The sequence below is a fragment of the Bacillus sp. EE-W1 genome (assembly GCF_009760835.1).
Classification (GTDB): Bacteria; Bacillota; Bacilli; order Bacillales; family Bacillaceae_G; genus Bacillus_A; species Bacillus_A wiedmannii.
In genome coordinates this window covers 236083-260384 of record NZ_WIPE01000063.1, presented here as the reverse complement: position 1 = coordinate 260384, position 24302 = coordinate 236083, and the positions used below count along the sequence as shown (strand labels likewise).

General features: G+C 31.9%; 21 protein-coding genes, 1 riboswitch and 1 other annotated feature. Of the genes, 5 read left to right on the top strand and 16 right to left on the bottom strand.

Features of this window, described 5'->3' with window-relative positions:
* The first annotated feature begins 46 nt into the window (after positions 1–46).
* The gene (locus GFJ36_RS14040) at positions 47–1231 is read left to right on the top strand and encodes an MFS transporter (RefSeq protein WP_097890155.1); all 1185 of its coding nucleotides are present in this window, start codon (positions 47–49) and stop codon (positions 1229–1231) included.
* Positions 1232–1324: 93 nt separating this feature from the next.
* Here GFJ36_RS14040 and GFJ36_RS14035 read toward each other — a convergent pair whose 3' ends face one another.
* Positions 1325–2542 carry a methyltransferase domain-containing protein gene (locus GFJ36_RS14035; RefSeq protein WP_087984483.1) on the bottom strand — a complete coding sequence of 406 codons (1218 nt, stop codon included), beginning with the start codon at positions 2540–2542 and terminating at the stop codon, positions 1325–1327.
* A gap of 260 nt (positions 2543–2802) precedes the next feature.
* On the opposite strand from GFJ36_RS14035, the gene GFJ36_RS14030 reads away from it, so the two are divergent.
* Entirely contained in the window at positions 2803–3375 is a 573-nt protein-coding gene (locus tag GFJ36_RS14030) for a DJ-1/PfpI family protein (protein WP_087984430.1), read from the top strand.
* A 134-nt stretch (positions 3376–3509) separates the two neighbouring features.
* On the opposite strand, the gene GFJ36_RS14025 is transcribed toward GFJ36_RS14030, so the two are convergent.
* From GFJ36_RS14025 to GFJ36_RS13985, 9 genes are all read right to left on the bottom strand, one after another.
* Positions 3510–4316 (bottom strand): DegV family protein, encoded by an 807-nt coding sequence (locus tag GFJ36_RS14025; RefSeq protein WP_087984429.1) that lies wholly within the window; start codon positions 4314–4316, stop codon positions 3510–3512.
* A 200-nt stretch (positions 4317–4516) separates the two neighbouring features.
* Positions 4517–5023, bottom strand: a complete 507-nt coding sequence (locus GFJ36_RS14020; RefSeq protein WP_000576339.1) for a DUF3189 family protein — start codon at positions 5021–5023, stop codon at positions 4517–4519.
* 79 nt (positions 5024–5102) lie between these two features.
* Entirely contained in the window at positions 5103–5570 is a 468-nt protein-coding gene (locus tag GFJ36_RS14015; RefSeq protein ID WP_000353195.1) for a DUF1453 family protein, read from the bottom strand.
* A gap of 206 nt (positions 5571–5776) precedes the next feature.
* Positions 5777–6802 (bottom strand): serine hydrolase domain-containing protein, encoded by a 1026-nt coding sequence (locus GFJ36_RS14010; RefSeq protein WP_098230295.1) that lies wholly within the window; start codon positions 6800–6802, stop codon positions 5777–5779.
* A 104-nt stretch (positions 6803–6906) separates the two neighbouring features.
* Positions 6907–8145, bottom strand: coding sequence for an MFS transporter (locus GFJ36_RS14005; RefSeq protein ID WP_087984426.1), 1239 nt, complete (start codon positions 8143–8145; stop codon positions 6907–6909).
* 65 nt (positions 8146–8210) lie between these two features.
* Positions 8211–8469: a binding site (T-box leader), on the bottom strand.
* Between the two features lie 177 nt (positions 8470–8646).
* Entirely contained in the window at positions 8647–10785 is a 2139-nt protein-coding gene (locus GFJ36_RS14000) for a penicillin-binding protein (RefSeq protein ID WP_098230294.1), read from the bottom strand.
* A 311-nt stretch (positions 10786–11096) separates the two neighbouring features.
* The gene (locus tag GFJ36_RS13995; protein WP_060486824.1) at positions 11097–11696 is read right to left on the bottom strand and encodes an undecaprenyl-diphosphatase; all 600 of its coding nucleotides are present in this window, start codon (positions 11694–11696) and stop codon (positions 11097–11099) included.
* Between the two features lie 261 nt (positions 11697–11957).
* A complete protein-coding gene (locus GFJ36_RS13990) occupies positions 11958–12947 on the bottom strand; it encodes a zinc-binding dehydrogenase (protein ID WP_097890158.1) in 990 nt (329 codons plus the stop codon).
* A gap of 146 nt (positions 12948–13093) precedes the next feature.
* Entirely contained in the window at positions 13094–13597 is a 504-nt protein-coding gene (locus tag GFJ36_RS13985) for a GrpB family protein (RefSeq protein WP_087984423.1), read from the bottom strand.
* A gap of 127 nt (positions 13598–13724) precedes the next feature.
* Between GFJ36_RS13985 and GFJ36_RS13980 the strand changes: the two genes are divergently transcribed.
* Positions 13725–14606, top strand: coding sequence for a protein kinase family protein (locus tag GFJ36_RS13980; RefSeq protein WP_060486827.1), 882 nt, complete (start codon positions 13725–13727; stop codon positions 14604–14606).
* A gap of 86 nt (positions 14607–14692) precedes the next feature.
* The gene (locus tag GFJ36_RS13975) at positions 14693–15961 is read left to right on the top strand and encodes a sensor histidine kinase (RefSeq protein ID WP_087984422.1); all 1269 of its coding nucleotides are present in this window, start codon (positions 14693–14695) and stop codon (positions 15959–15961) included.
* A gap of 92 nt (positions 15962–16053) precedes the next feature.
* On the opposite strand, the gene GFJ36_RS13970 is transcribed toward GFJ36_RS13975, so the two are convergent.
* The 4 genes from GFJ36_RS13970 to GFJ36_RS13955 all read right to left on the bottom strand — a co-directional run bounded on the left by GFJ36_RS13970 (position 16054) and on the right by GFJ36_RS13955 (position 19352).
* Entirely contained in the window at positions 16054–16161 is a 108-nt protein-coding gene (locus tag GFJ36_RS13970) for a YjcZ family sporulation protein (protein ID WP_000120182.1), read from the bottom strand.
* 135 nt (positions 16162–16296) lie between these two features.
* Positions 16297–17097: an energy-coupling factor transporter transmembrane component T family protein gene (locus GFJ36_RS13965; RefSeq protein ID WP_087984421.1), complete on the bottom strand. Its 801-nt coding sequence runs from the start codon at positions 17095–17097 to the stop codon at positions 16297–16299.
* Positions 17090–18793 (bottom strand): ABC transporter ATP-binding protein, encoded by a 1704-nt coding sequence (locus tag GFJ36_RS13960; protein ID WP_087984420.1) that lies wholly within the window; start codon positions 18791–18793, stop codon positions 17090–17092. The genes GFJ36_RS13965 and GFJ36_RS13960 overlap by 8 nt, the downstream gene beginning before the upstream one ends.
* A 10-nt stretch (positions 18794–18803) precedes the next feature.
* Complete coding sequence (locus GFJ36_RS13955; protein ID WP_087984419.1) at positions 18804–19352, bottom strand: ECF-type riboflavin transporter substrate-binding protein; 549 nt, start codon at positions 19350–19352, stop codon at positions 18804–18806.
* A gap of 138 nt (positions 19353–19490) precedes the next feature.
* Positions 19491–19606: riboswitch (SAM riboswitch) on the bottom strand.
* 153 nt (positions 19607–19759) lie between these two features.
* On the opposite strand from GFJ36_RS13955, the gene GFJ36_RS13950 reads away from it, so the two are divergent.
* Positions 19760–20440 (top strand): aspartate/glutamate racemase family protein, encoded by a 681-nt coding sequence (locus GFJ36_RS13950; protein ID WP_087984418.1) that lies wholly within the window; start codon positions 19760–19762, stop codon positions 20438–20440.
* A gap of 49 nt (positions 20441–20489) precedes the next feature.
* Here GFJ36_RS13950 and GFJ36_RS13945 read toward each other — a convergent pair whose 3' ends face one another.
* Both GFJ36_RS13945 and GFJ36_RS13940 read right to left on the bottom strand, forming a co-directional pair.
* Positions 20490–21668: a macrolide family glycosyltransferase gene (locus tag GFJ36_RS13945; RefSeq protein WP_097890160.1), complete on the bottom strand. Its 1179-nt coding sequence runs from the start codon at positions 21666–21668 to the stop codon at positions 20490–20492.
* Positions 21669–22004: 336 nt separating this feature from the next.
* Complete coding sequence (locus GFJ36_RS13940; protein WP_097890161.1) at positions 22005–24131, bottom strand: peptidoglycan D,D-transpeptidase FtsI family protein; 2127 nt, start codon at positions 24129–24131, stop codon at positions 22005–22007.
* Positions 24132–24302: the final 171 nt, after the last annotated feature.

Sequence of the window (24302 nt, the reverse complement as noted above, 5' to 3'; positions counted from 1 at the left end):
GTTTTTTTATTCTAAGGTAAATAATGATGAGAAGGGAATACAAAAAATGAATTTCAAAGTATTTATATTAGCTTTAGCAACAATAGCAGTAGGGCTTGTAGAGCTTATTGTTGGAGGAATATTGCCAGACATCGCTAAAGATTTTAATGTTTCATTAAGTTCCGCTGGTCAATTAATTACAATTTTCGCCTTTACTTATGCTATAGCAGGTCCTGTATTATTGATTTTCACAAGTAAAGTGGAACGAAAAAAATTGTATATTATTTCACTTTACACTTTTCTAATTGGAAATATACTTACTTATTTTAGTCCGAACTTTACTTTTATGATGATAGCACGAATATTAACTGCTATGAGTACTGCTTTAGTTGTCGTACTTTCCCTTACAATTGCAGCTAAGATTGTTAATCCCTCTTACCAAGCAAAAGCATTAGGATTAATTTATATGGGTATTAGCTCTTCACTTGTTTTAGGAGTTCCACTAGGCATATTAATTTCGAACACATTTGGCTGGAGAGTTATTTTTTTATGTATAGCTATTTTATCATTGGGATCTATTATCTTAATTTCATTATTTTTAGAGAAAATACCTGGAGAGGAAAACCGAACTCCTTTATCTATCCAATTAAAAGCCGTGTGTAGTCCAAAACTAGGTGCTGCTCATCTAGCTACCATGTTTATGTTAGCAGGACACTATACTTTATATGCTTATTTTACTCCTTTTTTAGAAGAAAAGTTTCAACTAAGCCCTTATTGGATTAGCATATTTTATTTAATGTTTGGTATAGCTGCAGTAAGTGGCGGAGCATTCGGCGGTGGATTATCAGATAAAATAGGCGCTCCAAAAAGTATAGTGATAGTTATTACTTTATTTGCTCTAATCTTATTTATATTACCATTCACGACAGTTTCTATTAGCCTATTTATTCCCGTTATGATAGTTTGGGCTGCATTGAGTTGGGGACTTGCACCACCTCTACAAACTTATTTAATTCAAACTGCTCCAGAAACGTCAGATATACAGCAAAGTTTTAATAATTCAGCTCTACAAATAGGAATTTCGCTCGGCTCTGCAGTTGGAGGTATAGCCTTAAAACAAGTACATAATGTCGCTCATATGGCCTGGGTTGGTGGATCTCTAGTTCTATTGTCTTTAGGTTTGGCTATCTTTTCTCTTACTAGACATACATCGACAAGAGAGTGTCATGTGAGTGCTAAACATGTAGATTAACATACTCTTTGTCTTTTAATCGCAAAGAGTATAAATATAAATCGTCAAAAAAAGTCCAGTTATAAAACCGGACTTTTTTTGATGGGATTGCCCTTATCTTTTTCCGAAAAATGAATATGTATAAATTTCTTCTCCTTGAACAAAGAAATCCTCGTATTTTCCACCTCGTTTCAAATAGTTTGAAGTACTTTCATCTATGGATTGAAACTGTAAATCTTGGATTTCTTTCGTTACTTTTGAAAGTGTAAAATTTGCTCGAAAGTTATTTGTAATTTGGCTATTTGAGCTGAAATTTTTAAATAAAATAAATAAACTTAATAAATAACAATCCGTTTTAAAAAGTGGATTTAATTCGTGAAGTAAAAAATCCTCATGCTCAAAACTATAATTGCTCGTACCAGAATGATCAATTACAATATCAACAGACCGATTCTGAATAGGGATATTCAAAAAATCAGCACAGATAAAGAGAATGTTTCTTTTCGGATTTTTTCTCGCTAATACATCTTTTAAAAATAAAAGTTTATTTAAATCTCGATCCACTGCAATGTATAGGCAATCTTTTGGTAGTTCTTCATAAATGTTTCTCAAAAAGAACCCAAGTCCCGATCCTATATCCAGTATTAATTTATTATTTAAATCTAAATGTATTAGTTTCTTTTTCGCCCATTGTCCTTCTCTATGCATATTTTCCAAATACGCATTATCAGTTTCATGAATATAATCCGAAATAGTATCTTCAAGTGACGTTCGCTCATTTGCTTTAAATGATTTACCCGCAGTTATAATTCCTGAAGTAATAATATATTCTTCACCACAATTACAAATTAGCTTCCCCTCAGTAATTTGATTGTTAGTAATAATTCCATCTTGAAGAATTAGTTTTTTGCTACACTTAGAACATGTAAGTAAATGAAGTACGCTTAAATCTATCCCTATAATTGAATTTGAAGTTTCATTTGTTAATAATAAATCTTGTAACACTTCCTTTAATTTATCCCGCCTCTTCCCCAAAAGCTCTATTTCCTGTTCCATCTTGTCATATTTCAATTTAAATAAAGATTGGTAAAAAGTATCATTTTCGTAATTCATAGATTTCGCTAAATTTTTATAAAAAAATAGTTCTTTAATTTCATTCAAGCTAAATCCTAGATCTTTGTAATGTAATATAAGTTCTAAATCTATTTGACAATACTCATCAAAAAAATAATGCCCTCCCCTTTTTTCAGGAATAATGAGACCCAGGTCCATATAATGTCTAATTGTATCAATACTTATGTTATTTAATTCTCCAAATTTACCTATTTTCATAGCATCACTACCATTTATATATTTTTTTATATAGATTTCTATTTTTATATTTAAAAACCCTTTAAACTTTCGAAACAACATTATTTACGTTATGTATGGGATATTTGAATGCCACATATTTTATAGGTGTATAATCCTTTTATTTAATTAAATTTCCATCGCATAGAATATACAGGAATTTATAACTTAATATAGAACATAAAAAGGAGCAGTTTATATTCTAAATTAGGGGACATACATACGGAATGAGGGATTAGAAAATGAAAATTGCAATAGTCTGTTTTGATAACTTTACTGATATAGATGTTTTTCTACCATGGGATTTATTAAATCGTGTACGTTTAGTTGGCGGTATTTCTGATTGGGATGTTCAACTATTAGGAACGGGAAAAACTCATATATCCATGTCTGGCTTACGTATTCCCATGACAGGAAGCATATCTGATATTCCGTCTGCTGACGCTGTAATATTCGCAAGTGGTAAAGGTGTACAAAATTTATATAAAAATCAAGAGTATCTGAATAGCATTCATGTAGATCCTCAAAGACAACTAATAGGATCTATGTGTTCGGGTTCATTAATACTAGGAGCTAAAAAATTACTAACAGGTAAGAAAGCCACTACATATCCGTCCGTAGTAGAACAGCTTAAAGAATTTGATGTAGACGTTATTGAACAAAGTTTCGTAAACGAAGGAAATATCTCGACTGCTGCAGGCTGTTTTGCTGCTCAAGATCTCTCAGCCTGGATTATAAGAACCCTAATCAATGAAGAAATGGTCGATACTGTTCTAGAAACTGTTCAGCCAGTAGGCAAAGGCTTATATTTTTAATTTCAAATCAAGTTGAGGGATTGGTTGCTCCTTAAAACGATAAAATGAGCCTTTTTGTTTGATGGCGACATGATATGCCTCCAATTTCAATTCAATTAAATAAAAAACCCGTGAATTATTCACGGGTTTTCCTCTTAATAACTAATTGCTATTGTACCTTCACCTGCATGAACCGCAAATGAAATTGGTAATGGATATAGTTTAAAGTCCATTTCAGGGAATGCTTTTCTAATATCTGAAATCCATTCCTCAGCTCCATCTTTATCGTTAGCATGGAACATATGAAGTACTTTTGGTAATTCTTTTTCGAGTTCATTTTTAATGTATTCTCGACATTTTTGGATTTTGCGAACTTTCTTTTCAAGTAAAAGCTCTCCACCTTTTACTTCTAATATTAAGTTGACACTTAATAAACTTCCAAGTAAAAATTGAACTCCCTTTACACGTCCACTTGCGTAAAGGCCTTTTAAACTTTTCGGGAATACGTGGAAAGGTCTTCTTTTTTCATCTACTAATGTTTTGTGTATATCTTGTAACGTCATACCATCATTGTATAACGATTTCGCTTTTCTAATTAGTTCATCCATTGGATAACTTGTTGTTTCACTATCCAATACCGTTAATGGGAAACCTGCCATGTCTGCAGCTAACTTCATGTTTTGATAAGTTCCACTTACTTTTCCGCTAATAGCAACTGCAAATCCCTCTTCATATTCTTCTTTGCATTTCGAAAATAACTCTACCATTTCCCCTATGTTAGGTTGTGATGTAGTGACAGTTTTACCTTCGTTTAACGCATTATAGACGCGCTTACGCACACCTTCTTCACAATCTTTGTACGACACACCATCAATAATAACTTCAATTGGGATAACAAAGTTATCTCCTTCTGTTGTAAAACTCGCAGTTGTACTATCAGTAATCCAAGCAACACGCTTCATGTTGTTCCTCCCTTAATTCAATTCCTCTTTTCTGACTTTTCTATATATTTATGTTACGAAAAGAGAATATCCCTGTAATAGTAACAGGACTTTATTGTTTTGGCTATAGTAGATGGATATTAAATGTGAATATTTTTTGTCATTTTCACGAAAAAAAGAAGAAAACCGAAGTATTTGCCCGATTTTCTTCTTTTTATACATTATTTAAAGGTTTCATTATCTAAAATTACAACATAATCATTTGTCAATCGACCAGCTTCTTTCGTATAACTAACAAGTCTTTGTACGTTATCACAGCAAAGTTTCGCTCCCCATACGAGTAACGGTACGCCGATGAAGTCGATGTGAAATCTTCTAGAAAACAGACCACCGAAAGTCATTGGTAAAGGCACTGTTGGTGATGTATTAGAAAAAATAATCTTTTCATGACTTTGATAATGTTTTTGCAAAATCTCTCCTAAATGTTTCATCGCAGGTACAACGACTTTTGATGCACCACATCCAATTGTATAAACCGGATTACCATTTTCGTCTATTCCATGAAAAATGATTTTGCCCATATCCTCTGTTTTCAATTTATTAAAGTAATCTACATTCAAAATTTCTTCTTTCGTTAACTTACGATCCGTTGGTAATTTATTTAAATGATAAGCTGCAGCAAGTGAAGTTGAATGTGTTCCGCCAAAATCTGTATAAATGAATATCATATTATCATCCCTTGTTGTAAAAGTTCAATGTTATTTAGTATTACCGTTCACGGCGCTGTTAAACAATGGATGAATACTTTCATGTTTTTTGTATTAATTCATTATATTTTTTCCAAATATAATATCGTTTACTAATTACAGTACCTAATGTGATACATAAAAAGGTATTTGTTACAACCATTAATGTATAGTGAGTACTGCTAGAAAACATACTTTGTTTAATCAAAACCTTCGTACCTAGAATGGCAAGTAGAATAGTTGTACTTAACCAATTTCCTTTTCGTAATACATGACCTGTTTCACTATCTAATCGAAATGTTAAAACTTTTCCCCTAATCATTCCAAGACCCAATCCAATCCCCAGCATTACAACGAATAGTAATACTTTCAATATGGTTAATTGTCCCATATGAATAATAGACTGGATTGTCGCAAAGCACAGCAAAGTCGGAATGAACCAAATACGATTAATATTCACTTTATATTCTTTACCTTGCATTAATATCATTATAAAAACAACAAGTAGAATAACAAATAGAATATCCATTTAGAGTCCTCCTATTTACTTGTTTACATTTGAAAATTATATTCGCTTCTTTTCATTCCATACTTTAAATATACTAGCTAATAAAAATTATAAAATATAGAATGTGATTTCCCATCAGTTTTAAGCATTGTTTATGCAAAAAAGACGTACAAATAAATAGTACGTCTTTTTTGCATTTATTAATGCGTTCATAAACTCTTTTAACCTTATGAAAAAGAGTTTTCTAATTCTTTCATTATCTTTTCAGGACCCGCTCCTTTATTTGACGGAATAACTACTGTAATACCTAAGCCTGGATATACGGCTGAGCGAAAACTGACTCCTGGATCATATCCCATTACATGATATTTGAATATCTTGTTTTCTCTTGTTTCAATCCATATTCCATAGCCGTAAGACTGATTATTATTTACTTGCATATGAGGAGTTAAAAGCATGTTTGTATATTCTCGGCTTATGATTTCATAGTTAAATAACGCTTCCCAGAATTTCAGCATGTCTGGCGTAGTAATAAAAGCACCACCATCAGAACCACCTTTTATTGGTATAGAGTAGGCGTTTGTTCTCCAATTTTGGTTAATTTCGTCTTTTATATATCCTAAAGCTGTGTGTCTTGGTAAACTATCTAAAGAAAAATAGCCAGAATCATTCATACCAATTGGATTGAATATGTTTTTTTCTATATATTCCGTAAATTCAAATCCTGTCTGTTCTTCGATTATTAATCCCAGTATGATAAAACCTGCATTATTATAGTGAAACTTACTTCCAGGTGCAAACATCATATTTCTGCTTTGGAATAATGGTAAGAAGTCTTTTAAATTTTTTAATAGATACATAGGAGTTTGTTCCCAAAGATCTTCGAAGTTATCCATAATACTTTCATCAAAATAATCTGGAATACCCGAACTATGCGTCAGAAGGTGATGTATTGTAATATCTTCATTGAAGTTTGGACAGTTTATGCGTAAACAATCTTTTAACTTTGTTTGAAAAGTAATTATCCCCTTCTCAACAAGTTGACAGATACCGATAGCAGTGAATATTTTACAACCGGAGGCAATTCCGAACCTTGTTTGTAGCGTATTATTTATACATTCATTGCGATTTGCGTAACCAAACGCCTCTTCATAGACTAAGCCTTTTTCTTCTTTTACTAAAATTACCCCAGAGAAATCTATATGCTGATGCATTTCTTTTACAATACTGTCTATTTGATCTTTTGTTTTCATTACAAAAACCACCTTCGTTTATCAATATTGTTCACCCTTCTTATATTTCCATATATAGGAGGGTAAACCCTCCTATTGAATACCGTAAATCAAAACCAAGATTACTATTTTGAATTGATTGACTCAGAGGAATGCACTTTAGAATGTGAGGGCAATAAAGTAAATACACACAATATGATAGTTATAAGCAGCATTACCAATGAGCCTACAATAACCACAAGTTGTATAGAAATAAATTGAGTTGCAACTCCGAACAAAATCGTAATTAAAATGGTGATGCCCGCAATCACAAGCCCATATATACTCCCAATCCGTCCCATGATATGGACAGGGACATTATTTTGATAAAAGGTATAAAATCCTGTGTTTGCATACGCCATAGAGAAAGATAAAATAAAGAATCCAATAGCAGCTATTAAAAATTCATTTGAAAAAGCATAAATTAAATAACCGATTGCTATGAATAATGATCCTATTCCAATTAAAAATGAAGGCGCTATTTTTTGGGATAAAATTGTATTTGTTATAGCTCCTAAAATAAACCCGGCTCCAGCAATACTAACTAAAAAGCCATATTCACTATCTGTTAACAATAAAACTTCTTTCGCAAATGACAATTCAAGTGAATCAGTTGCGGCAACTAAAACCATCATCCCTTGAAATAAGAAATACACAAAAACGATATATAAAGATTTTTTACTGAAATTTAAAACGATGTTCCAATCTTTTTTTAGTACAGCTAAAGATAACTTATCATTTGACGTAGTAATATCGGATTTTTTATCAAGATTAGGTAACAGCAATGTAATTACTCCTGATAAGAGAAATGCTATAGCATTTATATATATAGCAAACTCCGGTGTACTTGCTATTAACAATACTCCCGCTATTGCTGGGCCAATTAAAGATGCACCAGATCCTATTAAACTACGTAATGAGTTGAAACGTTGTCTTTTCTCTACTGGTATTAATTTCGTCATATATGTCATCGCAGTAGGCTCATAAATTGCACTGGCCATACTGATAAAGAATACGAATACATAAACAATCCAAAGTGATGGAAGTAAAGGTAAAATAGCGATAAATACCGCACGATATATATCGAGGTGAATCATTAACTTCCGTTTATTTAAACGATCAATCATACTTCCTGACCATGCGTTTGTAAATAAAGCGGCTAATGGTTTAATTACATATAAAGTAGCAACAGCTAAGGCTGAGCCTCCCATATGATAGACAAGTACATTCAGTGCTATTAAATAAATCCATGCCCCTAAATTCGCAATACCAACTCCGGACAGTAATAATAAAGGATATTTCCAATCTTTAAGTAAGTTTTTCATTTTAGGCCCCCGCTTTCCAAATTGTATTGAAACAATAAAAAAATCCCACCCCCAAGACTTTTTGTCTTAGGGACGAGATTTATCATCGCGGTGCCACCCTAGTTTGTTAATATGTCGCCATATTAACCTTATCAGGTACTGCATTGTAAATCATGCTTATACCATAGCTCTATAACGGGAGCTCCCGTCACACCACCCCCTAATAAAAGGTTCCGATGTGCTGCTCAGAGGTTTGGTTCAATAAAGAATTTTTACTCCTTTTCAGCTAAATGGAGCTCTCTGTGAAAAATTCATTTTATTTACTCTTCTCTTCACTGCATTTGATTTTTTTCATATTATCACAGAAACATTTAACTGTAAATAAAAAATAATCAGATATTTAGTGGCGTGTTTCTGTTAATTCTTTTATTTATTATTTTTTCTAAAAATTACGGTGCGTGAAATTACTTAAATCTATAAAATAAAGAGCCTATTGTATATAGACCCTTCACTTTGTCCGAATTAATTTGTATTCGCCTCTACTAACGGTTGTAAAGGTGGTTCTAAGTTTAGTTCTAATGCATCGCCTTCTTGTATATCTTGTCCCTTTTCAATGCTTTGACTCGTTACATAGCCCGTACCTGTAGTCTTTAATTCTAATTTTAATAGTTTAGAGAAATACATAACATCACGCATGGACCAACCTTGTAAATTAGGCATTTTTGCGTTAGCACCTAATAAAAATATACGATCTCCTTCACTCATTATTTCACCAGATTGCGGATATTGCTTTTTTATTTTTCCTTCTCCTAAAACTATTGGTTGAAATTTCTCTTTTTTCACACTATTCTCTACTGTATCCATTGATTGATTTACATAATTTTGTACTTTTAATTCAGAACGTTTCGTTGCATCTGCCATTTGTTTTTCTGTATATGGTTTCACCTTTAAATATTCAAGACTATTTTTCATAACTGGTTTAAATATTTCAGCGAGCGGCTGAGCTCCATACTCATCTCCCTTTAACTTTGGCTGCTTAATAGCTAAGTATACAATTAACTCTGGGTCATCAATCGGAGCCATTCCTAAAAATGAAAAAATATAGTTTTCTTTTCCTTCCATATATCGTCCATTTTCAGGATTCGGAATTTGCGCTGTTCCTGTCTTACCTCCTATTGGATAACCATCCACTTTATACATTGTACCAGTACCTTTTGAAGACGTAATAACACGCTCCATTAAGTCTCTTACCTTGTCCGCTGTCTCTTTTTTTATCGGATTCCCAATTTCTTTCGGTTGATTTTCCATAATAACTTGTTTATTTATTGGATTTACAACTTTGTCAACGATATATGGTTGTATCATTTTCCCGTCATTTGCTATAGCGGTAGCAGCTTGGATTAATTGAATAGGCGTTACTGTAGAGCCTTGTCCGAAAGAAGTTGTGACTTGTTGAATTTGTGTATTTAATAATAAAGTATTTTTACTTTCACCAGGTAAATCTATTCCGGTTTTTTGATTGAATCCAAATTTATTCATATATTGCTTAAACTTATTTGGTTTCAATAGCTGATCTTCTAAAATAGAAAAAGCTACGTTAGATGATCTTTCGAAGCCTTCATCAAATGTAATGGATCCCCATCCAAATCCACCGTTATGATCTTTAATATCAGATGAACCAACTGAATATTTTCCAGATTGGAAATATTCTTTCCCGTTATATACACCTTCATTAATTGCGGCAGCTAACGTAAATATTTTCATTGTTGAACCTGGTTCGTATGCATTTGCGATTGGATCATTTAAAAAATATTCGATATCGCCTTTATTAGGATTAAAACTAGGTTTACTAGACATTGCTAAAATTTCCCCTGTCTTTGGATCCGCTATAATTCCTACTAACATAGAAGGATCATAGTGCTCTTGCGCTTTATTCATCGCTTCTTCTAAAAAACTATTAATTTGTTTATCGAGCGTAAGGTATACGTTATTCCCATTTTTAGCTGGTTCTATTTTCCCTATATCATTTGTAAGCGGGATCCCTCTTGGTGCTCCCACATATTCTATATTCCCGTTTGTAGAGCGCAAATATTTATCCAGGCTCTTTTCAAGTCCAAATTTTCCTTCTGTATTTCCTTTATCGTCAGGTCTCGCAAAACCAAGTATATAGGATGCAAAATCTTCATTTGGATATACTCTTGCTTTTTCTGACATAAAAGATACCCCTGGAATTTTTAATTTTCCAATTATTTCTTTTACTTCTCTAGATAAATTCCGGCCAACTTTTCCAATTTCAACTTGCGTGCGTCCATCATGAAAATTTTTTAATACGTCCTCTTTATCAATTTCAAGCGCATCAGCTAATCGCTCTGCAGTTTCATCTTTATTTTTCACTTTATTTGTTCCTTTTAAATTCACAACAACACGATATGTTGTGGAATCTTGGACTAACACTTTTCCAGCTTGATCATATATTGTGCCACGATTCGCTTCCAAAACACCATTTTTATTATGCTGTTCATTTGCTAAATCCTTTACATTTACATTATGCAAGACTCCTACTGCCTGAATATAGAAAAAACGCAAAAGCATAATAAGAAACAAAACAATAAAAGCAACCATAAAATACCGCGCGCCTTTATTCGTTTGAAGTTTATGCATATTTATCTCCTTTCTTTTACAATTAATTACTGCAAAAATGTGCTAGAAATTATGTAGTTTTTGCTTTCAATACTATATGTTTCGAAGTTTTCTTATTAATTCCTTTAAAACAATGTGAAACTAGTTATTGTTATTGATAGTTTATTTATATACTTAAAATACAGTACGTGAAATTTTTGAATATTCATTCTTTCATTTTTGCTACATAACACTCAAATTCTTTTTGCGAGTAATCTATTCACTTGTATACAAAAACCCTCCTTTCAATTTCCAAAGGAGGGGGGCAATATATAAAAGGCTAGTTATGAAATTTAAGCTACATGGTTATATTTCTTTAGAAAAGGAATTCGTTTCGCTACGAGTGCATACATTTTGAAAACAAGTTTTGCGATTGGTTCAAATATACGTTTTTTCTGCAATAATAAACTGCTTGTTATAATCGTTATTACAGCTGCACCCATTACATCTAAAGGAAAATGAACACCTACATACAAACGAGATATACAAACTAAAACCGCCCATAAAAGTGCAATATATCTTAACTTTTCTCCTCTAAGCATAAAAATGAACGCAATCGATAATACAAGTACAGAATGATCACTAACAAATGATGAGTTTTCTGCATGAGGTACTAATTGATTCACTTCATATGATACAAAAGGGCGTGGATGATAATATACTACATGAATAAAAACATTTACTAGTAATGCAATTATTACTGAAAGTGTCGTATACAACACTGTATATTGTTTTCTTATCGCATTCTCTTTCTTTCCGTTATGAAACCATAAAATAAACATGAATAGAATAGCCACATATGCAGCACTATTTGTAATAGCAATCATTACCTTATCTAAGAGCGCAGATGTACCTGCTAAATTGTTTATCCATTGAAATACTGTGTAATTCACGTTACTCTCTCCTTATAATTTCTTATATTACTTGAAATAAAGATACAAGTTAACTTGATTTACACAGTATACAACATTTACACATATTTAGATTTTCACTTTATTCATTTTACTATTTTTCATTTGACAATTATGTAACTATTTACATGAATTAAAGATATATAGGGTTGAAAAACCTTTTAAGTCAAATGATTCACAAACTATAAGTGTATATATTACATAACATATCCATATAAAAACATAGGTTATTAAATCATATTTTTATTCCATACGTAGAGCGATATTACCGAACTGTTCTCCTTGTTCCATACGACTTAACGCTTGAATGGCTTCTTCTAACGAATATACTTTATCAATAATTGGTTTAATTTTATGTTTCTCAATAAACTTAACCATTTCATTAAATTCCTCACGGCTACCCATAGATGTCCCCATAATATCGATTTGGTTATAAAATAATGCACGTAATGGCAATTCAATTTTATCTCCTGAACTTGCACCAAAATTAACAATTCTCCCATTTGGTTTTAATACATCAAAATATTGTAAGAATGTTGCTGGTCCTATACTATCGATTATTAGATCTACTTTCTCTTTGCCTAAACTCTCTTCCCAATTTCCAGAACTATTAAAAGAAAAGTCTGCACCATATGTTTCGGCAAACTTTCTTTTACTTTCTACCCTTGAAGTAACACTTACTTTTGCACCAATTGCTTTCGCAAATAACATGGCAAATGTCGCAACACCGCCGCCTATTCCTGGAATTAAAACATGTTCTCCACACTTCAATCTACCCTTTGTAAAAAGCGCTCTATATGCAGTTAATGCCGATAAAGATAATACGCCAGACTCTTCCCAAGTAAGATATGACGGTTTTGCCACTACATTTTCAGCTGGCACAATGACATATTCAGCGAACGTTCCATCTGTCGGTCCACCTAACACCTCTGGTAACTCTGGTACTTCGGCAATATTATCCCATCCAATGCTAGGATTTATAATAACCTCGTTATTTAATAAATGATTTGAAACGCCTTCTCCGATTTCTGTAACAATTCCTGAACCATCTGATCCTATTACTAACGGCAGATCCATTTCTTTTCTATTGTTTATAATAAATAAATCCCTATGATTTAATCCTGCAGCTTTTAACTTTACTTTTACTTCACCGGCATTAGGATTTGTTTCAGGTAAAAATTTACATTCTAATCCTTCTACCCCTTTTTTATATTGATGTACAATAGCTTTCATTGTTTAATTCCCCCTTAATATTTTCAATGTACTAGAAATATCGAAATAAATAAAATAATCCGTCTCCAATAATTAGAAATAATGTATATCGTTATGACAAAAGAAAAAATCCCTCCCTATAAATAACGTAGGAAAGGCAGGGGATTTTAAGTTTTGGCCAGTTCTAATATATTTTGAATAAACGGTGCTTTTGCACTTGTATATGAAGCACGATCAAAAGGATATGTAGCTGCAAGTTCCTCTTTTAATTCTCTATATTCTTTCTGTGCCCATTTATGTTCTATAAGAAAATCACGAAATAAAATGTTATTCTTCCACTCCTCACTATTATAAATATAAACATGTAAATGATGAGTACCAGCTCTCCATTTTCCCTTTCTAAAAAAACGTCGATTAGGTGTTTCTTTTGGAACATACTCATACCCAATTTTTAATAGCGCTTCAATCCAATTTTCTGTAATTTGCAAATCTGTTACACCAATCATCATATCTATTAGTGGTTTCGCTCCTAATCCCTCTATGGAAGTACTTCCTATATGTTCAATAGCAATACAATCTCCTCCGAATAAAGAAATAAATTTCTCTTTTTCTATTACATACTCTTTATGCCATTCTTTTTCATATGGCTTAATAACGATTTGTTGTTCCATTTTATCCACCCTCTTATAATCTTTTATTATTATATTTATAAAATTTCATGTGATTAACATAGGATTTTCACAAAATTTGTCGAATACTGAAATATACAACTTTATTATAATAAATGCGAGGTATAATATGAAAGATATTCCAGTTGAAATTCAATTGAATCAAGTTACATTCCAGTTAAAAGAACATCATAATTTTGATTGGCTATTGAAATTAGGAAACGTATTTGCGGTTTTTGACCAGCAAGATTCAGGCAATCTATCTTTTGGTGTAGAAAAAGATGGTCATAAGAAATTTATTAAATATGCAGGGGCACATACAATTGCATATAACGGAAAGACCAGCGATGCAATTGATAGATTAAAAAATTCAGTTTCCTTATATGAAGAATTAAAGCATGAGTCACTTATACAATTAATTGAACATTTTCCCGTTCAATTTGGATATGTCTTAATTTTTGATTGGTTTGATGGCGAATGTCTTCATTCACATTGGAGTTTCCCGCCTCCTGAAAAATATACTAATCCAAGCTCTCCATTTTATAAATTTAAGCATTTATCAGTTATGGAACGAATTCAATCATTACATTCCATTTTTTCTTTCCATACATTTGTTGAAAAGAAAAACTATGTAGCATTAGATTTTTATGACGGTAGTATTTTATATAATTTTCATACAAATGAGACGAAGATTTGTGATATTGATTTATATTCAAAAAAACCATATGTGAATAAAATGGGACGATTATGGGGTTCCTCTCGTTTTATGTCTCCTGAAGAATTCGAGCTACATGCAATGATTGACGCAAGAACAAATGTATTTAATATGGGGGCGATGGCTTTTGCTCTCTTGGGCGGTGGGAAAGATCGTTCCTTTACAAAATGGGAAGCAAGTAGGGATTTATATGAAATAGCGCATCGTGCTGTAAATGAAAGCCGAGCTAAACGATATGAATCAGTTAAAGTATTTTATGAAGAGTGGATAAACGTGGCAAATGCTGAAAAGATGTAAACTTATATTATGAAAAGCAAAAAGTTTCTACTATAATCATGTATAATACATATAAAATGGAAATTCAAAATAACGAGGAAAATATTATGAACTTTGTTTATATTAATCAAAACGTATTAAATAATCTTCTTTACATTTTAAGTAGTATATTTATTTTTTATTTTATATATGATAGCGGACGCTATTTAAAGAAATATAAAAAATTACTTATTATCCTTTGTACGAGTATCCCTCTTATTTTATGTATGCGCTATCCAATCTATATGGATGAAAATTGTATTCATGATTTAAGACAAATACCCGTTATAATAGGCACACTTTATGGTGGCTTCCCTGTTGGTATCATTTTGTTTGCTATTTTATTAATTACAAGATTTTCATTTTATGGATTTAGTATGTTAACAATACTAGTTTATGGAACAATGTTTATCGTTACAGCATTCGCATCCGCAAAATTTAATAAGTATAATAGAAAAATTAAAGTAGCTTATGGAATGTTTTTAACATTTTTTCTAGCAATATTTACAACTGTAATTGTATTAACTTTATCAGATTTTGAAGTGAATAATTTGTACATTATTTATTTCATAATATTACCAACCATTTTGATGTTGTTTGGCATTTATTTTAATGAAGTTTTAAAAGATGCAGTATGTATGCGATCAAAGATGATTAAAATGGAAAAAATGGAGATTGTTAGCCAACTTGCTGCTAGTATATCGCACGAAGTAAGAAACCCCTTAACTGTCGTAAAAGGTTTTACTCAACTTTTAAAAACACCTAATTTAACTCCAGAATCAAGAGACGAGTATATTGAACATATACTTGAAGAGTTACATCGTGCTCAAGGAATTATTGACGATTATTTAACCTTTGCCAAACCTGCTTCAGAAAAATTAGATCATATTTCAGTAGAACAAGAGTTAAATCGAGTTATTAATATGATCTTACCTTTATGTAACATGAACACAATACATATTACCAAAGATTTCTCTAAGGCAACAATTGTTGGTAATAAACAGCACTTTCAACAATGTTTTTTAAACTTAATAAAAAATGGGATTGAAGCAATGCCTAATGGTGGTACTTTACATATCTCCTCATCTATTAGTAATAATAAAGTTATTATTCGAATTGAGGATAGCGGAATTGGTATGTCACAAGAGCAAGTAAATCGATTTGGTGAACCATATTTTAGTACAAAAACAAAAGGTACAGGTTTAGGTACAATGGTTGCTGTTAAGATCATTGAAACGATGCAAGGTAGTTTAAAAATCCGAAGCGTTATTAATAAAGGTACAACTTTGACAATTACATTGCCGAAATGTAATATGAACTCATCTGAAAACAAATAAAAAAGGAGCATAATTGCTCCTTTTTTATTTGTTTCGATACATAAGTATCTTCTATGTTTTTTAAGTTTACATTTGTGGAGACTAATTAGAAATTAGTACCCTCCGCCCCAGCAGCTGCATCCAACGATAATTAATAAAATAAATAACACAACTAATAACGCGAAACCTCCACCAAAACCACAAGAACCACCGTAACTCATATTTTCTCCTCCTTTTGGTTTGAAAGCTAATAGGTAGTTGATCATTTTAACTGGTTCGTATTATACATTATGTAAATATCCCTTTTTTGAGCATGTCCACATAAAAATAAGTAAAAGCACTCATTTGAGAGTGCTTTAAAATGGATACCAAAAGTTTTGAAATATATGTAACTTTAAATACACTGCAACAATTAAAATAAAAACACCTACAAATAAAGCAATGAAATCCCCACTTTTCGCTTTATTTGTATAAAACCAAGTTCGTGTATTCTTCTTTCCAAATCCTCTTAAATCCATTGCATTTGAAACTGTATCGATTCTATCTAGTGAATGAATAATTAAAGGCCAAAAAATTAAGACACGGTTTTTCATACGAATCCATAAACTTGCTTCTCCTTTTTCAAAAGCTACTCCTCTCGCCTCCTGTGCATGTTTAATAACTTTATATTCGGACTGAATATCAGGTATATAACGTAATGCAATATTTATTGCATATGTAATCTTATAATGAATTCGAAATTTAATTAAGCTACTCACAAATTTGCTTGGATCAGTCGTGTATATATAAATAATTGTAAATGGTAATAACGTAAAATATTTTAATGAAAGTGTAGCTGCATAAAATAATGTTTCATATGTAATTGTTGCATATCCGATATGTAAAAACGAAGTATATGATTCGGTTAATTCAGATCCATGAGTTGGTGTAATAAATAAAATCATGACAGAATTTAATAAACTAAATGTAAATATAACAGTAAAAACAATGCAAATTTTACGAAATGGAATTTTAGCAATAAATAGTCCGATACATCCAATTATAAATACAAATAGCAATACGCGAAAATCAAAAAATAAAAAAGTAAGCGTCATGCAAAAAATAAATAACAACAATTTCACTGCTCCATCCATACGATGAAAATATGTATTATACACCTTCCTCCCTCCTCATAACATCAAAATAAAGTTCTATAAATCTTTCAGGTTTTGCAATACCACTTAATTTAACGAGTTTGAATAAAGAACTCTCCCCTAAGTGCGCTCTATGTAAAGTTTCTGAATTCCCTAATACAGTAGAGGCAGTATTATTCGCAATAATTTCCCCTTCATCTAGAACAATCGCTCTGTCTGCATATTCTAAAGCGAGATTCATATCATGTGTGATAAAAATAAAAGATATTCCCTTTACAGCTAGTTTTCTAATAAACGACATAAACTGTTTATAATGATAATAATCTTGTCCCGCTGTCGGTTCATCTAATATGATAAGTTTCGGATTTGCTATTAGTACAGATGCAATCGTTACTCTCTTCTTTTGTCCATAACTTAATGCCTGAATTGGCCAATTTCGAAATGGATACAAACCACAAAGTTTTAATGTTTCTTCCGCTCTAAGCTTAATTTCTTCCTTTGAAAACTTTTTTAATTTTAATGAAAATGAAACCTCTTCTATAACAGTAGGTTGTGTAATCATCTGATTTGGATTTTGCATCACATAACATATAACCTCACCACGTTTACGAATAGACCAAGAATTGATATTTACTTCATCAAATGCAATCCTATCATTTTTTGTTTTGTTTATGCCTATAAGACTATGAGCTAATGTTGATTTACCGGCTCCATTATGGCCCAAAAGTGCTACAATTTCACCTTCATATATGGAGAAATTTACATTGTCCAATACTTTTTGTTTATTAGGATAGGAGAATGACAAATTCTCTACTTTCAATAATTCTTTTTTTGTAGGAGTACCTTTAAAAGAAATTTGCTTCTCCATCCACTCATCTATTATGCTACGAACACTTTCCCTTTGAAGATTTTCAAGCGGGTAGTATATTACGTCATTATTACCATCAAACTGCAATTTCTTTAATACTTCTACGTACATAGGCTCTCTTAAGCCGATAGATGGTAATATATTTGACGCTAAAATCTCTTCTGGTGTCCCTATCGCAACAATTTCCCCTTCATTCATTAAAATGATTTTATCTAAATCCAGGTTTAACATTTCTTCTATTCGATGTTCAATAATTACAATTGTTTTATTATATTGTTTATGTATGCCTTTAATAAGTTCTATCGTATGTAAACTACTTGCTGAATCTAAATTTGCTAACGGTTCATCGAACAATAATATATCAGCATTTGTTGTTAACAAACCTGCTAAAGAAACAGTTTGTTTTTGCCCTCCTGATAATTCATGTGGACTTTGTTTATGAAAAGCATGCATCTTTACTTTTTTTAATGAGTCCGAAACAATCTTTTTCATATCATCTTGATTTACACATTCATTTTCTAAATAAAAAGCTACATCCTCTTCTACTGTAAGACCAATAAATTGAGCATCTTGATCTTGCAAAATTGTTCCTACCTGTTTACTCAGTTCAAAAACACTCTCTTTCCTCGGGTCTTTTCCGGCAATTAAAATATTACCAGTACTAATCCCTTCATAAGAAAAGGGGATTAGCCCATTTATACAATGAGCTAACGTTGACTTCCCTGAACCACTTCGTCCAGCAATTAGTACTTTTTCTCCAGGGTATATATGAAATGTAATGTCTTTTACAGTAGGCTGCGCAGCATGTTCATATTGAAAGCTGAATTGTTCAAAAGAAATGATTGGTTGCATGTTAACATCCCTACTTTTCAATTTTTAAATGTGTATGTTTCTTATTAGATTTAGCTAGACCTATTGTAATTGGCAATCCAAGAACTAAAAATACAATAACATCAGCAATTGTTGCTCCTAATACTTGTATAACAATTTTGTCAAATGGTTCTCCCATCACAATAACATCGAATGCCCCAGCAAATATAATAGCAATTACGATACCAAGTAACCCAGTAATAGCTAAATAAGAAATATCGCCTTTATTATACGTCCCGTTTTTCACACTAAAGCCAACTCTTTTTTGAATGAGTCCCATTGCAAAACCGATAATGCCTGAACTAATAACCCATCCCCACCAAATACCCCATCCAGCGATTGTATCTGTTACGGTATGACCGATAAGTCCTATTAGCAGCCCTGCCACTGGACCAAATAAAGCTCCAAAAACGGTTAAAATAGCTAATGCAGGTTTAATAAACGTATTTGGTGCAATAGAAAATCCCCAAAGTCCTAATATGCCGTATAACGCTGCTCCAATTCCGATTGCCACTACTAACTTCGTTGATAATTTGTTCATTACAATTCCCCTCTCATATGAGTCAACTTTTATTACTCTATATTTATTTTGAAAATGAATTATGCATCGACACTCCCTTTCTATACAACAAAAAATGACCCCTTACATAAGAGGTCATTTTCTTCACGTTCAAGAATCCTCTTATCTTCCAAAAAACACATCGTGTCCTCTGCGGAATTAGCACCTTCCTATACATTTACATAGGGGTTGCTGAGGTTTCATAGGGCCGTTCCCTCCACCTCTCTGGATAAGTATTAATTTGTAATTCGTATTATGGCACTAATAAGTGTAAATTTCAACACTTTTCTAATTATTTTTATTTTTCGTTTAACTGTACATTTAAATCATTGTATTCTTATAGGAATTATGAAATAATGAATTCAAAATAGTTACGGGAGGAATGTACGATGAAAGTAATCGGTTTAATTGGTGGACTAAGTTGGGAATCTACATCGTTATACTATAAACATATTAATACACTTACACTCTCTCAATACGATCAAAATGCGAAGCTTGTTTTATATAGCATGGACTTTGGTGAAGTAACTACTTTATTACAAAATCATCAATATGAAGAAGTGAAAAACGAATTAGTCACAGTTGCAAAAAAGGTTGAAAAATCCGGAGCTGATTGTTTATTAATGTGTTCCAATACGGTCCATTTATTTGCTGAAGAAGTAGAACAGGCAATATCTATTCCACTTCTTCACATTGGTGATGTAAGTGCTAAAAAAATGGTAGAGCAGAATATAAAACGGATCGGACTATTAGGTACGAAACAAACGATGGAACAAGACTTCTATAAATCACGTCTAGCGAACTATAACATTGAGACAATTATTCCAAATAAAGAGGAAAGAAATTTTATTCATCATGTTATTTTAAATGAATTAAGTAAAGGAATTATTTCAGAAACATCAAAAGAAAAGCTATTACAAATTACAAACTCATTAATTCAAAATGGCGCAGAAGGTATATTGCTAGGCTGCACTGAAATACCATTGCTCATTTCCCAAAACGACCTTACTGTACCTGTTTTTGATACCGCTTTTTTACATGCAAATACTGCTGTGCAGTTTGCAGTATAATAATATAAAAGCATAAATGTAGTGCCTCTATGCTTTTATATTGTCTAAACTATTTATTTAAAAGAGATGTAATCACTGCAATTGCTTCTTTAGTACCACCACATTCTAAAAAACTATCATTCAGTTTTCGTATACCATGTTTATACTTTTCATTTGAAAGAACGTCTGTTACCGCTTCATTTAAAGTTCGCACATTAACATTCTCTTTCAATAACCGATGTGCTACTTCAAGCTCAGTTAATCGTTGCGCTATCATTGGCTGGTCTTTATCATGTGGAATGATGACAAATGGGACATTAAAATAAATGGCATCGTGTACGCTATTCATACCACCATGTGTAATGAAAACATCTGCTTCACTTAATATTTCTGATTGGGGTACGTATGAAGCAATAATAAAATGGTCTGGCGCTTTCTTAATTTTTGAACGATCATTTCTATCACCAATTGCCATTACAACTATTCCATCAAAATTCGAGAAAGTATCAATGCAAGTATTAAAGAATGGTTCGAGTCCTTCAAGCAGTGTCCCCATTGAAATATAAATAACTTTCTTATCTTTAAGTAATTCAAATGGAAACTGTACATTTGTTTTACGATTTGAAATACTCGGTCCAATAAAAATGTTATTTCTTCCAAATAAATCGCTATTAGGTTGAAAATAGCGACTTGTGTACACAAGAGTAATATCTCCCTTGTTATGCATAAATTGAAGATTATTTTTAGGTGTTACTCCAAATTCATGTTCCATTTGATATAGTAACTGTTCAGAAATTTTATCAGGTTGGAATGGTATTTCTGCATTTGGATGAAAAGGTAATGTTTCCAAAAAATTTGGAGGAATTAAAAATATAGGAGAAGAAACTATGCCTGGAATTTGTAAATACTCTTTTACTAACTCTCCAGCGCCAAATATATCATAAATTAAGAAATCAAAATGTATGTTTTCACATAATTGTTTCGTAATTTCTAATATATACAAAGAAGTTTGAACATGTACACGAAAGAAAGAATTCAGCCCATCTGGAGTTTCAGAATCAATAGAAATCTCCTTTAATAAATCTGGATGTGTATATACAGTAGCTCCCAAATCTTCAATTCTGCCTTTAAATTGTTCTGTCGTAATATAATGTACGTGATCACCTCGTTCAGTATAGGCTTTGACTAAACTTAATGTAGGATTTACATGTCCCTCTGCTGGAAAATTAACCACTAAAATATTTAGCACTTATTTCTCACTCCTTACATTTCAATTCGCTTATTAAGCATACTGTAATTATTACCGTCAATCTTCACCTAATAGTCCTAATATGCTTGCTACTTTAGGTTGATAAATAATTGTTAGTGATTAAATTAAAAAAGGCATCTACATAAGTAGATGCCAAACCGTGATAAGGAGTGTTCTGTGAGGTTAGAATAAGCTTTTCAGCTTGTCCTATGCTATCAATATATGATTTATTTTATAAAATGTGAATAATTGATAGAATGATTTTACCTCTCTATCACCCATTTTGAACCTATTTCTAAATAAGTCGACTCTAGTTTCTGTACTATTTCATATGTTTTAACCTTCTTGAGAGCTATCTATTTTTATAGTTTCTCCAGTCAATCGCTTATTTTTCAATTCAAAATAAGCATCTAAAACTTCTTTTCCAATATCAGAGTTAATACCAGATTTATCATTAATAACCCACGGCACAACCACAGAGAATGCTACTTCAGGATTATCATATGGCGCATATCCTGCTAACGTTAAATTATAACATTCTCTTCTCTCGCCTTTTTCATTTCTTCCGATATCACTTTCTCCACCATATACCGTCTGTGCTGTCCCTGTTTTACCTGCTGGTTTATATGATGCTTTTTGGAACGCCCTTACCCCTGTTCCATCACCTTCTTGGAATACCTTTCTAAATCCTTCTTTTACTTGATTTATATATTCCTCTTTCATTTCAATTTTATTTAAAACGATTGGTTCTACTGAATGTACAACTTTACCAATCTCATCTTTTTTCGACGTTTGCTCTCTTACCTCTTGAACAATTTGTGGCTTCATTCGATATCCACCGTTTGCGATCGTTGATATATATTGTACAAGTTGAAGCGGAGTATATGTGTCATACTGACCAATTGAGTAGTCTAATAAGAAACCAGGTTGATTATCTTTTTTACCAATTTGTCCAGCTGTTTCATTCGGTAAATCGATACCCGTTGGAACACCTAATCCAAATTGTCTGAAATAATATCTCATTTTATCAAAGTACTCCTGTTTAATATTTAATGAACTATTTTTCACATAATCCACACCTGCAATTTTTAATGCTGTATGAAACATATAAACGTTTGAAGAGACTTGTAACGCTCTTAAATCATCAATATTACCAAAATCTTTCCAAGACTTTTTTTCCTTAGTTCCTTTAAACTTCATAGGTGCATCATAAAAATATGTACCTGGAGTTATAGCTTTCGTTTCAAATCCAGTTAAAACTGTCGCACCTTTCACTGTTGATCCAAGCTCATAAGAACTAGTCATTGTGCCTAATGCATAGTCTTCAACTTCTGTTTTCCCGTCTTTTTCTACAAGTCTTTTCCCAGCCATGGATAATACTTGTCCGTTTTTCGGATTCATCATCACAACGAAAGCACGGTCCAACATAGATTCTGACCCTTTATATGCCTTTAATATTTTTTCAATACTTTCTTCTACTTTTTTCTGCAGCTCCATATCTATTGTTAAAGTTAAATTCTTACCGCTCTTTCCCTCAGAAACAGTTTCGGTTCTTATTGTATTACCTTGTTTATCTGCAACACTTCTTATTTCTTTTTTTGAACCATGAAGTACATCTTCATATTGCTGCTCGATATAACTTTTTCCAACCCTATCATTTCGGCTATAATCACGTACCAAGTAGTAATCTAATCGTTCACTTGGTAATCCTTCATCGGAATTAGAAACATTTCCAAGAACAGATCGGAATAATCCATCATTTACATACACTCTCTCCCAATCAACCGATACGTCTACACCTGGGAGATTCGCTAAACCTTCACTAATTATAGTAAATTCCTTTTCACTAACATCTTTTTTAATAATTTGAGGAACCATTTGATAACCAGAAGTCATCTTACTTTTAATAGCTAACACTTTTATATCTTTCTCTGTTAATTCCTGAAGATTTTTATCTGTAACCCGTTTTCTTTTTAACTCTTCTATTTTTTTATCTAGCTTCTTGCCGCTAATATCCTTTTCTCTAAATGTATCTATTTCTTTTTTCGATACTAGATTTTCAGCCAGTTTTGGATTTAATTGCATCCAAAAATCTTTCTTATCTGTCTCAGTTAACTTAGCTATATCTTCTTGCGGCATTTCAATTATGTCTGCAAGTCGTCTTGCGGTTTTTAATATCTCTTCTGATTTTACACCTTTCATCTTTGTATATGTAATTGTACGTAAAGATTTATTATCAACTACTGGATTGCCTTCTCTATCAAATATTTTCCCACGCGGGACAGAAAGACTTACGGTTGCATTTTCTCTCTTCTCTACTTCATTTTTATACGTTTCTCCATCGATAATTTGTACTTTACCTAATTGTATAATCATGGCAGAAAATAATAAAAATACACAAAAGAATAAAATGTTTAACCGCATCGATAGTGCTCTACCTTTTATTTTCTCTTGTTTTTTCACTTCGTCTTAATCTCCTCCTTATAATATTCCAAATAATATTTTATTTATATATTAAAAGCAATGTATAACTTCTATACATTACCTTTTACAAATATTAATATAATATTTAAAACTTAATAGAAATTAAAACAAATCTAAAGAAAAGGTAAAGTTTACTAAATTAAATGTAAA